Consider the following 13,143-nt stretch of genomic DNA (forward strand, 5'->3'; position numbering starts at 1 on the left):
AGCTATTTTGCCATCTAAATCTAAGTTAATATCTACATCATTATGACCTATTACGCTTATATATTTAAACTCATCGCTTGAATAGTATTTATTATCTTTCATAGCAGAAATACTAAAAAATGCTTCTCTTGAGCTTACTATATTTGAAGTTTCATTTTCTCTTATATGAATATATCCTTCAAATCCATAATACCTAGTAAGTGCCGAGCCAAGTAGCATAAATAAAAAACTAAGATGGAATATAAAAAGCGGTAATTTTTCATACATTTTATATCTAAATATTGCAAAAAATAAATTAATTCCTAGCAATACCTGAATAGCAGCAAACCACCAGCTAGCATATATTAAAGCCCAAGCTGTAGGAGTTCCATATTTGCTTTCTATAAAAGTTGCTAAACCACTAGCAAAAGCAAACAACAAAAACAAAATTATGCTTAATTTCATACTTGATATCATCTTATACATTGTTATTCCTTGTGATTGTTAAAGATAAATTTTAACTAAAAAAAATTAGCTAAATTTAAACAAAAGCAATAAATAATAATTTTTATTATTTAGATTAAATTATTATCTATTACTTTTTAAAGAAATAGGAATTTAAAATTCCTATTTCAAAATATTATTTAATTTCTCCCATATGTGGCTTTAACATAAACTCAGGGCTTAAAATCTTATCAAGCTTTTCTTTATCCATTAATTTACGCTCTAAAACTAAATCATAAACTCTTGCACCCGTTTGCAATGCAACTTTTGCAATACTTGCACTATTTTCATAACCTATATAAGGATTTAGTGCGGTTACAATTCCTATACTATTCATCACAAAATCTTCGCATATTTGTTTATTTGCTGTGATACCATCTATACATTTATCAGCTAAAGTCTTCATAGAACGCTCAAGCATACAAATACTATTTAATAAACTATATGCTGCAAGTGGTTCAAATACATTTAATTGTAATTGTCCGCCCTCGCAAGCTAAAGTAACACTAACATCAGCACCAATTACATAATAACACACTTGATTTACTACTTCAGGGATAACTGGATTTACCTTACCTGGCATAATTGATGAGCCTGGTTGCATTTTTGGTAAGTTAATTTCATTTAAACCACATTTTGGACCACTAGAAAGCAATCTTAAATCATTACAAACTTTACTTAATTTTGTTGCAACTCTTTTTAAAACTCCACTAATTTGAACGAAAGCTCCTGTATCTTGTGTAGCTTCTATTAAATCATCTGCTATTACAAAATTTGCACCTGTTATGTATTGAAGGTGTTTTGCAACGATTGGTGGATAATCAGGATGAGAATTAATTCCTGTTCCAATAGCAGTTGCACCCAAGTTAATTTCTAAAATTAAGCTTCTTGCTTCGCTAACTCTTTGTATATCTTCGCCAAGCATTACAGCAAAAGTTTTAAATTCTCTTCCTAAAGTCATTGGAACTGCGTCTTGAAGTTGGGTTCTTCCCATTTTTATAATATCTTTAAACTCAATTGCTTTTCTTTCATAAGCTGCTTTTAAATAATTCATAGCTTTCATTAAATCGCTTAAATAATCATATAAAGCAACTCTTAAAGATGTTGGATAAGCATCATTTGTGCTTTGAGATAAATTCACATGGTCATTTGGATGGCAATACTCATACTCACCTTTTTTATGCCCTAATTTTTCTAAAGCAATATTTGCTATAACTTCATTTGCATTCATATTTGTAGAAGTTCCTGCACCACCTTGTATCATATCTACAACGAATTGGTCTTTATATTTTCCAGCTATTAATTCATCACAAGCAAAACAAATAGCGTTTTTAATCTCTTCATTAATTAAACCTAATTCATAATTAGCTAAAGCTGCTGCTTTTTTTACTTTCGCAAAAGATATAATTAGTCTTGGAAAGTCCTTTAAACGCTTTCCTGAAATGTCAAAATTTTGCACTGCTCTTAAGGTCTGAACTCCATAATAAATATCATCAGCAATTTCAAGTTCGCCTAAAAAATCGTGTTCTAATCTCATTTAATCTCCTTTAAAAAATTTCGGTTAGGATAGCATTTTTTAATCAATAAAAAGGACAATTATGTTTGAATGGATTTTCACTTCAGAAGGTATATTATCTTTCGTAACTTTAGTATTACTTGAGATAGTTTTAGGAATAGATAATATTATTTTTCTTACTATTTTAGTAAGTAAATTACCAAAACACCTTCAAAATAAAGGCCGTATTTTAGGACTTGGTTTTGCTATGCTAACTCGTATAGCACTTTTATTTAGTATCTTTTGGCTTGTTAAACTTACAAAACCTTTATTTAATATCTTAGGTCAAGATTTTAGCGGTAGAGATATTGTCTTAATTGGTGGGGGAATATTTTTAATAATTAAATCAATTAAAGAACTAATATCAATGCAAAAAAACGAGCATAGTGATAATAGTAATTTTAAGGCTAGCTCAAATTTCTTTGTTGTAATAATTGAAATTGCTTTAATTGATATAATTTTTTCTTTAGATAGTGTAATTACTGCGGTAGGAATTGCTGATGAGCTTAGCATTATGATATTAGCTGTAATAATTGCTATGATGTTTATGATGATTGCTAGTAAATGGATTGGAGATTTGGTAGAAAAATTCCAAGAATTAAAAACTCTAGCTTTAACATTTTTAGTCTTAGTTGGTGGCGTTTTAATAGTTGAAGGTTTAAATATTCATATAAATAAAGCATATATTTATACTGCTTTAGCATTTAGTATAGTAAATACAACCCTAAATATCTTGCAAAAAAAGGCTAAAGATGAAAAATAATTTTACTGAATTTGTTTTAAAGCATTTTGGAATATTTTTATATTTTACACTAAGCAATATTTTTTGCTTAGTATTGTTTTCTAATAAGATTATAAATCAAGGCATTATTCAAGATTTAAAATATATAAAATCTACTTCAGTTACACTAATTTTTATAATCTTATTTGTATATTTTCTAATCTATATTCTAAAATCTAAAATCCCTTATGGGGGGGGGTATTTTAAGATTTTTAATAATTTATAATTTCTTTGTAATCTTTATTCAATCTTTTTTAGTAATTAATTTTAATAATTTTTTAAATCCAAGTTTCTTAGAAGCATTTTTAAATACAAATATGGCTGAAAGTATTGAGTTTGTATCAATATATATTAATTTTAAATTCTTTGGAATTTTAATTTTTATGATTGTGGCTTTAATTTTATTAAAAATTAAAATAAATATAAAGATAAATAACAAATTAAACATAGCTTTTATTATTTTAATCTTCGTAGTGTGCTTTGGGAATGATTTAAGAAGAGCTATTAAATATGATTTTAGTAGATATATAAATATTCCTTTTATTAAATTTAATAAAGAATTAATTTATACAGATGATATTTTGATTAATTCTAAAATAATGCAAGAGAGTTATTTAAAAATTGCTAATAATCACGAAAAATTAAAAGCTAATGAAAACATAAAAAATATAGTTTTAATAATAGGAGAAAGCTCAAGAAGAAGTGCTTATCAAGAATACGGGCAAGGATTAAACACCACGCCTAATCTAATAAATATAAAAAATAAAATAATTTATTCTGATGTTATTGCCCCTTATGCTTCTACAAATCCAGTAATGAGTGTATTGCTTAATTTTGCTAATTTAGATAATTTAAGTGAAAGAAAATTTTATGAGAATTTAGATATTATTAATTTATTCAAATTAGCAAATTACAAAACCTTTTGGATATCTAATCAAGACTATATTAGCGAATGGGGAAATAATGCTGCTAGTGTTGGTATTATGAGTGATTTTTCTTATTTTACAAATAAATATATGAGCTCTAGCGATACTTTAAGTTATGCAAAATATGATGGGGTTTTATTGCCTATTATTAAAAACCTAAAATTAAATGATAATAATTTCATAGTAATTCATCTTTTAGGAAATCACGGAAATTACAAAAAACGCTATCCTAAAGAATTTGCAAAATTTAATGAAAGCGATATTAAAACTAATATAAGCGATAAAAAAAGCATAGCAGAATATTATAATTCCATACTTTATACTGATTATATAATCCAAAATATTTATGATATATTTAAAAACGATGATAGTTTGATAATTTATTTAAGCGACCATGCTGAAAGCTTATATGATGATAAAAGTAAATCTGTTTTAGGGCATATTTTAGATAAAATTACTGCTGAAATACCTTTTATACTTCTTTATTCAAATTCTTTTGAAGAAAATCATAAAAAACTATTAAAAGATTTAAATAAAGCTAAAGATTTGCCTTTTATGAGCGATGATTTAATACATTTAATTTGTGATATTGCAGGAATTTATCCGATTGAATATAAAAGTTATTTAAGCCCACTTAGAAGCGATTATAAAAAAGACAAAATTAGATTGTTTGGTAACGAATTAAAGTATAATAAATTTTAATTTAACAGGCAATAATAAAATTTTATTTTGATAATGATTTTAATATTAAATTTAGTTTATAAAAATATAATAAGTACTTTAAATTCATTTTAAGGATAAAATATGAATCAATTTATTATTAAAACTTATTGTAAATTTTTAATTTTTATTAAAGATACTAAAGCAGTTACTGCTATTGAATATGCACTTATTGCTGTTGCGATTTCTGCAATGCTGTTTTTGGTTTTGGGTAGTGGCGATGATGGTCTTATAAGTAAAATAAAAGATTCATTTAAAAGTATTCAAGATGCCCTTACAATAACCAAGGAAGAAAGTGGTAAATAACGTAATTTTAGGTGGGTTTTTCTTACTTTTAATTACTATTTGTTTTACAGATTTTAAAAAAAGAGAAGTTAGCAATTATCAAGTTTTGATTGCTTTGTTTTTATGTGTTGTTGCCTCATTTACATTTGAATATAAATTAAATTATAAATTGAGTTTATATGCTTTATTAGTAGGCTTTTTATTATGGAAAATCAAGCTTTTTGGAGCTGCTGATGTAAAGCTTATTTGCGTTTATTTACTTTGCGTTAGGGAAGAAAATTTGATTGATTTTTTATTTTTAATGTCGGTTTTTGGCTGTTTTATTGGGATATTTGTTTTGCTATTTTTTAAAAATAAAAGCGTTCCTTATGCCCCAGCAATAGCTACTAGCCACATAATTATTTTTTATGAATTATATTGTAAAGGTTTCTAATGAATTCAAAATTAATTATTATTTTAGCAATAATGATTATTATAATCTCTAGCTTTGGGATTATTAATCAAAAACTAAATTTACCTAATGCTGATGAAAAAAAACTTTATAGTATTTTGGTATTAACAAAAGATATTAAAAAAGGAGAAATCCTAAAAGATGGTGACTTAAAGATTGAAAATAAAGAATTAAATAGTGATTATTTAAAAGATTCTTTAATTATTGATAAAAGTACTGATTATATTATTGAAGGAAAATTCTCTATAAATAAAGATTTAAGTGCAAAAAGTCTTTTAAGATATGAAGATTTATTAAAAAGTAATATTTTAGATGATTCATTAGATATTTCCATTCAAGGAGAACTAGCCTTTTCTTTTACTTTAAATGAACGTGAGTTTAAAATTTTAAAAGGTATAAAAAAGGGTGAAAATGTTGATGTTTATTTTAAATACGAAGAAAAAACAAAAAATCAAGATTTAGGCATAGTAACAAAAAGCGACAATATAAACAAATCAAACAAAGATAATGCAAACCTTGTAAATCTAGTTTTATTTTTTAAAGACAAAAGATTGTTAAATAAAACTAGCATAAATGGAGAAAATCAAGTAATTTTACAAATGAATGCAAATGATATTAAAACTATTTATGCAATAGAAAATTTAGGACATTTTTATATTTTCCCTGCCGATAAAAATAGTAAAGAAAATTTTTCAGCTGAAAAAATATTAGTAAAAGAGCATGTAAAAGAATTAAGAGGAGATGAAAAATGAGAATAATTATATTTTTATCGTGTTTTTTGACAATTTTAAGTGCTAATTATTTGACACTAAAACCAGGTGAATCAAAAGTTTTTAGTACCAAAGAAAAAATAACAACAGTATTTGCGAGTGAGCCAAAGGTACTTGATTATCAAGTAATTAATTCTACAACTTTAGCTGTTTTTTCAAAGACAAATGGATATGCCGAGATTAAAGCTTTTGGTGAAAAAGGAAATAATGTTATTTTAAACATAAGTGCTAATATTGATACGGAAAGTCCAAATCTAGCAAAAATTGCAAAGCTAATTGAAAGGCAAAATCCTGATTCAAAAATAAAGCTTGAAAAATTATCAATAGAAGAAAATGGTAATTCAAGTTCAAAAAAGGGTTATATTATAAGTGGAGTTGTGCCTAATTTAGAAAGCAGGGATAAAGCTTATTTAACAGCAGCAACTGCACTTGGATTAAATATAAAATCAGATAAGATTAAAAGACAAAATATTTCTAAAACTTCAAATACAGGTGTAGATATTTCAAGAGATAGTAGTGAAAATTTAGATTTTTTAGAAAAAATAACTATTGATGGATTAGTAGATGATTTAGAAGTATTAGCTCCAAAGCAAGTAAATGTAAAACTTATAATTGCAGATGTAGAAAAATCAATTGTAGAAAAATTAGGAATTGATTTTAATAATGGACATTTTGAAATACCTATTACAAATTCAAAAATACATTCTTTACCATTAAATCTTAAAACAATAGGAATTACATCAATTATTGATGCAATAAAAGATGAAAATGTAGCTAGAATTTTAGCACAGCCAAATATTTCAGTTATTAGTGGCGAGAGTGCTACATTTCAAGTAACTTCTCAATATACTCCGACAGGAATGACGATAGCAAGTAATGGTGTTACAGAAATTAATCCACAAACTCCTATTGATTATGGTATTTCGCTTACAGTTCAACCTAAAGTTTATAGCAAAGATAGGATAGTTTTAAATATAGCTCAAGAAGTAAGTGATATTGCAAGTGTAGTTGAAGGTAAAACTACAAGCACAGCAAATATCAAAAAAAGAAGAACCCAAAGTGTGGTAGAGCTTGCCGATGGGGATAGTTTTATATTAGGTGGGCTTATTGATGAGCGTGATATTGAAAATCTAAGAGGAATTACTGGGCTTGGAGATATACCAATTTTAGGTGGAGTATTTAAGAAAAATTCAAAAACTAAATCAAAAACAGAGCTTTTAGTAGTAATGACTATCAACCTTACAAAGCCAGTTACACAAGAATATATTCAAGTGCCAAATATTCATAAAAAAACTTTAGTTGGCTCATTGTTTAATATAGACAATATTCAAAATATCGCTTTAAAAGAAGCAGAAACTGCTAATTTTATTTCAAATATTGATTTTATAAAATAAGGAGAAAAAATGTTTTTTAAAAATACAAATGATAAGATTATAAAAAAATCAATCTTAGTAATCTCCTTAGATGAAATTAGAGCAAAAAATATAAAAGAACATTTAAGTATAAAAGGTTTAGATATAAAGACATTAATTAAGAATTATAAAGACATAAATGCTAAAGATTTAGGCTCTAATTTAATAGCCATAATAATTGATTTAGGAATAATAAAAAATGTAAATGAGAGTATTAATATATTAAATACCATTTTACCTAAAGACAATACTTGCATTGTTTTTGCAGATAATGACTCTATTGCTATTAGGCAAGAGTTTTTAAATAAAGGTTTAAGATATTTACATTATGAAACGCAATTTAATGAGTTGTTTTATGAACTAGATTCGCAAAGTGAGAATAAGGGTAGTTTTAGCTCTATTCAAATTAGTGTTTTAGGAACTAAAGGTGGCATAGGCACTTCTTTTATAGCGTATTTACTAGCAAAAAATATTTATGATAGGTTTTGTAATAAAACATTACTTTTGCAAGGTGCAAATAGTTCTTTTAATATAGATTTATTTTCAGATATTAGTTTTAATACAGAATATTTTCAAGATAAAGGAATATGTTTATATAAAGAATCACTTGAAGATAATTTCGTAGGATTTAATAAATACTCAGAGCATAAAATTAACTTTATGGTATATGACCAAGGTATTTATAATGCAAGTAAAGAAAATATAGAACTTACCTTATCAAATTCTGATTGTGTAGTTTTAGTAATAAATAAAGAACTAGCATCAATTAAAAAAACCAAAGAAGTATTAGAAACTAATGATTTTTTACTTAGCGTAAATCAAGGTGCTAAAAGAATTATTTTAGTTTTAAACGAATTAAGCCCTATAAAAACTCTTAGCATAGGAGATATTGAAGAGTTATTAAAAAGAAAAATTGATTTAATAATTCCATTTAAATCTGGCATAAAAGAAGTAAAAAACAATGGTGCTTCAAAAATCAATAAAGCAATATCAAGTCTAGTAAATCTAGTAATTGGCATAAAAGAAAAACCTTTAAGTTTATTTAAGAGAAAAATATGAATAATGTAGCTTTTAAACAAGAAATTAGATTTATTAGAGAACAGACTTTAGCTATTATTGATTTAGATAAGATTGAAGAATTAGCTACCGATAGGCAACTTTTATTAAAAGAGATTTCAACTTTAGTAAAAAAAGTAAGCATTACAAATAAAAAATACCTATCTCCTAAGGATTTTTCATATATTGCCGAGTTAATTACAGATGAAATTATGGGACTTGGACCTTTAAGAGAATTAATGGAAGATGATAGTGTAAGTGATATTTTAGTAAATGGCCCTAATAATATTTATGTAGAAAAAGGTGGAAAATTACAAAAAAGTAATTTAGAGTTTCTAGACAATAACCAACTAACAGATATTGCAAAAAGAATGGTAGCTAAAATGGGAAGAAGGGTTGACGAAGCTCAGCCACTCGTTGATTCAAGACTTCCTGATGGAAGCCGTTTAAATGTGGTAATTAGTCCTATTGCACTTGATGGGACTAGCATATCTATTAGAAAATTTAATAAAAGTTCAAAAACACTAGAAGAATTAGCAATCGGTGGCTCAATGATGCTAGAGATGGCAAAATTTTTATCATTAATTACATATTCAAGATGCAATATAATTGTTTCTGGTGGAACCGGTAGTGGTAAAACTACTCTTTTAAACGCACTTTCACAGCATATTAGCAATGATGAAAGAATTGTTACTCTTGAAGATGCAGCCGAGCTTAAATTAATGCAACCACATTTAGTAAGGCTAGAAACTAGAATGGCAGGAGTTGAACAAAGTGGACAAGTTAGTATGAGAGATTTAGTAATAAATGCTCTTAGAATGAGACCTGATAGAATAATTGTAGGTGAGTGTAGAGGTGGTGAAGCATTTGAAATGCTTCAAGCTATGAATACAGGGCATGATGGCTCAATGACAACCCTACACGCAAATAGCCCACAAGATGCACTTAGCAGACTTGAAAACTTAGTTATGATGAGCGGGTTTGATTTGCCAATTTCAGCAATTCGTTACAATGTGGCAAGTGCTGTTGATGTAATAGTACAAATTGCAAGATTAAATGATGGTTCAAGAAGGGTTATAGAAATAGCTGAAATAGGAAAGATTAATGACAATGGAATAACTAGCCTTTATCCTATTTATAAATTTAAGCCAAGACCTTATAGAGATGAAAAAGATAAAATCATAGGCGATTATGAATTTTATGGATTAAGAGAAGATTCTGTCATTACAAATAATGCGATTATGTTTAATATAAAAGATTATTTAGATGAAATAGTGGGGGCTTAAAATGGAAAATATATTTATTTTAACTCTACTTTTTGGCTTTTATCTTTTATATTTTGGTTTAGGTAAATCAAGGCTTAAAATATACGGAAATAAATTCTTAAAAAGTGATTTAGCTAAAAACACTCAAAAACAAAAGAAATTAAATATAAATGCAAATCTAGCGTTTATATTTAGGAATATTTATGACAAAAATACTGGATTAAATAGAAAAAATCTCATAATTTTTGTTGTAATTGTGTGCGTTTTGTTATTTATAAATAAAACATTCTTAAATCTAAATGTAATTATTGTGTTTTTTGCTTCTTGTGTATTTGGAATTTATTTTATAAATAAATTAGCTTTCAAACAAATAAAAGATGATTTTGATAAGAATTTCCCAGAGCTTTTAGTAGTTTTAAACGGAGCAATTAGTGCTGGTAGCAATGTAAATCAAGCTTTACAAGATTGCTCAAATGTAATTTCAGGAGTTTTAAGAACCGAGCTTAAAATAATAGTAAAAGCACTTGCCATCGGAGATGATACACAAAAAGTTTTTGAGGCTAGTTATAAAAGACTACCTTTTAAAAATTATTATTTTTTCTTAACTTCACTTTTAGTAAGCCTTAATAGTGGTGCAAGACTGAAAGAAATTTTAAGCAGATTAGCCACTTCAGGAACAAAAGCCAAAGCAATGGAAAAGAAAAAAGAGGCAATGACAAGCGAAGTTAGAATGAGTGCAAAAATAACAGCGGCTATACCGTTTGTATTTTTATTTTTAACCAAATTTATAAGCCCTGAAAATTTTGATTTTATTTTATATGATGAGAAAGGTCGTTATATTTTATATTATTTTTTAGGTAGCGAGTTGATTGGAATTCTTATGATTATGTATTTGATGAGGAAAATATAATGCAAAGTTTTTATATTTTATCAATGATTTTTGGAGTATTTTTGATGTTTTATGCAATAAATAAAAAAAATACTATGAAAAAATATAGTTTGGTTATAAATAATACAGGTTTTAGCGAATTTATAAACATAACCAATGCTTATGATATTTTTGAAAAGAGCGATAAAACTTTATATTATTTAAGAAAAATTGATTCTAATGTGGTTTTAAAAGTCTTTTTTGCATTTAGTATTTTTATGATTTTTTATATTTTAAAAACAAGTGGATTATTAAAAATCTCTCAAAATACATTAGCGGCTTTAGGAATTTTTATTTTTATATTAGTAATTATTGCACCAAGCTATTTACAGCAATTTATCATTGAATCAAGGATTAGAAAAATAAGTACTGATATTCCTATGTTTGTAGATTTATTAGCAGTTTGTGTGCAATCTGGAATGAGTATTGAAAATGCTATTAAATTTTTAGAAGGCAGTATTACTTCATTAAATGAAGCTTTCGCACCTTTTTTAAGTAAATTAATTATCAAAATGAATGTAAATGGGCTTGAAGCTGCATTAAATGATTTACAAAATGAATTGCCTAGTCGTGAAATATCAATGATGTGTTCTACATTAAAACAAAGCATTAAATATGGAAGTGGAATTTATGAAAGTTTGATGAGTTTAAGTGCTGAAATTAGAGAAAGTACCTTGCTTCAAACAGAAGAAGCCATAGGTAAATTATCAGCTAAAATGAGTGTTCCACTTATTTTATTTTTTATGTTTCCAGTGATTATAGTAATCGCTGCACCAGGAGTAATGAGAGTATTAGGAGGAATTTTATGAAAAAATTAACAGTTTTATTTTTATCAATTTTTATTTTTACAGGTTGTCAAGCCACTTTAAAATCAAAACAAGATATTTTAGATGATACTTTAACCAAAGAAAAGATTTATACAGCTATTAAAAATTATGATGATTTAATCAAAATCAATAAAGAAAAATTACAAAAAAAGGACACCCCAGAAACAAGAATTGCACTAGCCTTAAATTATTACGATATAAATGATTTTGATTCATCACTTTATTATTTAAAGCCATTATTACAAGATGGTAAAAATTATAAAGCATTTTTACTCAAAGCAAAAATTGAAGATTATAAAGAAAATTATAATGAAGCCTTAAATGATGCTATAAAAAGTATTAATCTAAATCCAAAAAATCCAGAAGCTTATAATGTAATAGGTATAGTAAAGGCAAAGCAAAATAAATACGAAGATGCAAAAATAGCTTTTCTAAAAGCAAAATCATTATTTTTAGCTGATGAAATAGTAAATAATAATTTAGGTTTATTAGAAATATCAGAAGGTAATTATGCTATTGGAGTTGATTATTTATTACCTTTATACAATAGAAATTATAAGAATTTAAAAATTATTAATAATTTAGTTTTTGCACTAGCTAAACTTAATAGAGATAGTGAAGCTATTGAAATAATAAAAAGAGAAAATTTAGCTAAAGAGCCAAAAAAATTATTAATAAATATTAAGCAAATAAATACAAATGAAAAATTTTCTAAATGATATTAAAGGCATAGCAGCGATAGAAACCGCTATGCTGCTTTTTCCTTTTTTAGTATTTGTTACGATTTTGGTTGAGGTTTTATTGTTAGTTTATACTAGCGTTGCGATTGATTATGTAAATAGCCAAGCAGCAGCCTATGCTTCAAGTTTTTCTTATAAAGAAAATTATTTAACAAAATATAAAGAAGAATTAGATAGACAAAGACAAAAAATAGGATTTTTCTTAACCGATGGAAGTTTTGATATAAGCATAGCGTATTGCAATGATTTAAACGAATTAAGTAAAGAAAAATGTGAGTCAAATAATGATGAAAGCATAATAAATTTATATGAACTTACATATAGAGTAAGGACTATTTTTTTATTTAATTGGATAGAAAAAGGCAAGGTTTTAAAGAGCAAATTAGCATATTACAACGAAAGACATGGAAAAAATGATTAAATTTTTAAAAGAAAAAGGTGCAAGTGTAAGCATAGAAATGTGTGGAATGTTAATGCTTTTTACGATTTTTTTGATACTTAGTGCAGATGTGGGAAAGCTTATAAAAACTCAAAATTCATTAGAAAAAATAAGCTATTCACTAGCAGGGATTATTAGAGAAAGGTCTTATTTATATAGTGCAAAATTAGTAAATGATAAAGACATAGATGAACTATTTAAAATTGCTTTAGTTTTAAATAAAAAAACTTTAGATAAAGAATTGGGTCTAATAGTAGAGTGTTTAGAGACAGATAAAAGTGGTGATATGAATTATAGAAGCTATACAAAAGGTGAAGTGGAATGTAAAATAGATACTAGTTTAAAAGATACAAGTAATTTAAATTTTATTACAAAATTTAATACTAATACAAACATTTATAAAGTAACTCTTTGTACTAAAAATGATGATTTATTTATGCCTATTAATGGTATTAGCTTAAAAGCATTAGAGCCACTTGCAAGTTCAATAGTATATGGAAGATAA

Annotated in this window: 15 protein-coding genes; 14 read left to right on the top strand and 1 reads right to left on the bottom strand. The window is 26.1% G+C overall.

Features of this window, described 5'->3' with window-relative positions:
* Window positions 1-619: 619 nt before the first annotated feature.
* On the bottom strand, window positions 620-2,020 hold the full coding sequence (gene aspA, locus KJR01_RS00425; protein WP_214115804.1) for an aspartate ammonia-lyase: 1,401 nt from the start codon (window positions 2,018-2,020) through the stop codon (window positions 620-622).
* 61 nt (window positions 2,021-2,081) lie between these two features.
* Between aspA and KJR01_RS00430 the strand changes: the two genes are divergently transcribed.
* From KJR01_RS00430 to tadF, 14 genes are all read left to right on the top strand, one after another.
* On the top strand, window positions 2,082-2,801 hold the full coding sequence (locus KJR01_RS00430) for a TerC family protein (protein WP_214115805.1): 720 nt from the start codon (window positions 2,082-2,084) through the stop codon (window positions 2,799-2,801).
* Window positions 2,791-3,045 (top strand): hypothetical protein, encoded by a 255-nt coding sequence (locus tag KJR01_RS00435; protein ID WP_214115806.1) that lies wholly within the window; start codon window positions 2,791-2,793, stop codon window positions 3,043-3,045. Before KJR01_RS00430 ends, KJR01_RS00435 begins: the two co-directional genes overlap by 11 nt.
* Window positions 3,008-4,447, top strand: coding sequence for a phosphoethanolamine transferase (locus KJR01_RS00440; RefSeq protein WP_214115807.1), 1,440 nt, complete (start codon window positions 3,008-3,010; stop codon window positions 4,445-4,447). Before KJR01_RS00435 ends, KJR01_RS00440 begins: the two co-directional genes overlap by 38 nt.
* 102 nt (window positions 4,448-4,549) lie before the next feature.
* The gene (locus tag KJR01_RS00445; protein ID WP_214115808.1) at window positions 4,550-4,771 is read left to right on the top strand and encodes a Flp family type IVb pilin; all 222 of its coding nucleotides are present in this window, start codon (window positions 4,550-4,552) and stop codon (window positions 4,769-4,771) included.
* Window positions 4,761-5,183, top strand: coding sequence for a prepilin peptidase (locus KJR01_RS00450; protein ID WP_214115809.1), 423 nt, complete (start codon window positions 4,761-4,763; stop codon window positions 5,181-5,183). Before KJR01_RS00445 ends, KJR01_RS00450 begins: the two co-directional genes overlap by 11 nt.
* Window positions 5,183-5,953: a hypothetical protein gene (locus KJR01_RS00455; RefSeq protein ID WP_214115810.1), complete on the top strand. Its 771-nt coding sequence runs from the start codon at window positions 5,183-5,185 to the stop codon at window positions 5,951-5,953. Before KJR01_RS00450 ends, KJR01_RS00455 begins: the two co-directional genes overlap by 1 nt.
* Window positions 5,950-7,365 carry a secretin GspD/PilQ domain-containing protein gene (locus KJR01_RS00460; RefSeq protein WP_214115811.1) on the top strand — a complete coding sequence of 472 codons (1,416 nt, stop codon included), beginning with the start codon at window positions 5,950-5,952 and terminating at the stop codon, window positions 7,363-7,365. The genes KJR01_RS00455 and KJR01_RS00460 overlap by 4 nt, the downstream gene beginning before the upstream one ends.
* 9 nt (window positions 7,366-7,374) lie before the next feature.
* A complete protein-coding gene (locus KJR01_RS00465) occupies window positions 7,375-8,442 on the top strand; it encodes a CpaE/TadZ family protein (protein ID WP_214115812.1) in 1,068 nt (355 codons plus the stop codon).
* Window positions 8,439-9,725 (top strand): TadA family conjugal transfer-associated ATPase, encoded by a 1,287-nt coding sequence (locus KJR01_RS00470; RefSeq protein ID WP_214115813.1) that lies wholly within the window; start codon window positions 8,439-8,441, stop codon window positions 9,723-9,725. Before KJR01_RS00465 ends, KJR01_RS00470 begins: the two co-directional genes overlap by 4 nt.
* Window position 9,726: 1 nt before the next feature.
* Window positions 9,727-10,614, top strand: a complete 888-nt coding sequence (locus KJR01_RS00475; RefSeq protein WP_214115814.1) for a type II secretion system F family protein — start codon at window positions 9,727-9,729, stop codon at window positions 10,612-10,614.
* The gene (locus KJR01_RS00480) at window positions 10,614-11,441 is read left to right on the top strand and encodes a type II secretion system F family protein (protein ID WP_214115815.1); all 828 of its coding nucleotides are present in this window, start codon (window positions 10,614-10,616) and stop codon (window positions 11,439-11,441) included. Before KJR01_RS00475 ends, KJR01_RS00480 begins: the two co-directional genes overlap by 1 nt.
* Entirely contained in the window at window positions 11,438-12,178 is a 741-nt protein-coding gene (locus tag KJR01_RS00485; protein WP_214115816.1) for a tetratricopeptide repeat protein, read from the top strand. The genes KJR01_RS00480 and KJR01_RS00485 overlap by 4 nt, the downstream gene beginning before the upstream one ends.
* Window positions 12,159-12,620 carry a TadE/TadG family type IV pilus assembly protein gene (locus tag KJR01_RS00490; protein ID WP_214115817.1) on the top strand — a complete coding sequence of 154 codons (462 nt, stop codon included), beginning with the start codon at window positions 12,159-12,161 and terminating at the stop codon, window positions 12,618-12,620. Before KJR01_RS00485 ends, KJR01_RS00490 begins: the two co-directional genes overlap by 20 nt.
* Window positions 12,604-13,143 carry a tight adherence pilus pseudopilin TadF gene (gene tadF, locus KJR01_RS00495; RefSeq protein ID WP_214115818.1) on the top strand — a complete coding sequence of 180 codons (540 nt, stop codon included), beginning with the start codon at window positions 12,604-12,606 and terminating at the stop codon, window positions 13,141-13,143. Before KJR01_RS00490 ends, tadF begins: the two co-directional genes overlap by 17 nt.

Origin of the sequence: Campylobacter sp. 2018MI10, from assembly GCF_018501175.1 — a bacterium.
Lineage (GTDB): Bacteria > Campylobacterota > Campylobacteria > Campylobacterales > Campylobacteraceae > Campylobacter_E.

Bases quoted from the DNA above. Each gene is read 5' to 3' on its own strand.
- tadF (WP_214115818.1), top strand. From the start codon at position 12,604: ATGGAAAAAATGATTAAATTTTTAAAAGAAAAAGGTGCAAGTGTAAGC.
- KJR01_RS00465 (WP_214115812.1), top strand. From the start codon at position 7,375: ATGTTTTTTAAAAATACAAATGATAAGATTATAAAAAAATCAATCTTA.
- KJR01_RS00445 (WP_214115808.1), top strand. From the start codon at position 4,550: ATGAATCAATTTATTATTAAAACTTATTGTAAATTTTTAATTTTTATT.
- KJR01_RS00490 (WP_214115817.1), top strand. From the start codon at position 12,159: ATGAAAAATTTTCTAAATGATATTAAAGGCATAGCAGCGATAGAAACC.
- KJR01_RS00485 (WP_214115816.1), top strand. From the start codon at position 11,438: ATGAAAAAATTAACAGTTTTATTTTTATCAATTTTTATTTTTACAGGT.
- aspA (WP_214115804.1), bottom strand. From the start codon at position 2,020: ATGAGATTAGAACACGATTTTTTAGGCGAACTTGAAATTGCTGATGAT.
- KJR01_RS00470 (WP_214115813.1), top strand. From the start codon at position 8,439: ATGAATAATGTAGCTTTTAAACAAGAAATTAGATTTATTAGAGAACAG.
- KJR01_RS00475 (WP_214115814.1), top strand. From the start codon at position 9,727: ATGGAAAATATATTTATTTTAACTCTACTTTTTGGCTTTTATCTTTTA.
- KJR01_RS00435 (WP_214115806.1), top strand. From the start codon at position 2,791: ATGAAAAATAATTTTACTGAATTTGTTTTAAAGCATTTTGGAATATTT.
- KJR01_RS00460 (WP_214115811.1), top strand. From the start codon at position 5,950: ATGAGAATAATTATATTTTTATCGTGTTTTTTGACAATTTTAAGTGCT.
- KJR01_RS00430 (WP_214115805.1), top strand. From the start codon at position 2,082: ATGTTTGAATGGATTTTCACTTCAGAAGGTATATTATCTTTCGTAACT.
- KJR01_RS00440 (WP_214115807.1), top strand. From the start codon at position 3,008: ATGGGGGGGGGTATTTTAAGATTTTTAATAATTTATAATTTCTTTGTA.
- KJR01_RS00455 (WP_214115810.1), top strand. From the start codon at position 5,183: ATGAATTCAAAATTAATTATTATTTTAGCAATAATGATTATTATAATC.
- KJR01_RS00480 (WP_214115815.1), top strand. From the start codon at position 10,614: ATGCAAAGTTTTTATATTTTATCAATGATTTTTGGAGTATTTTTGATG.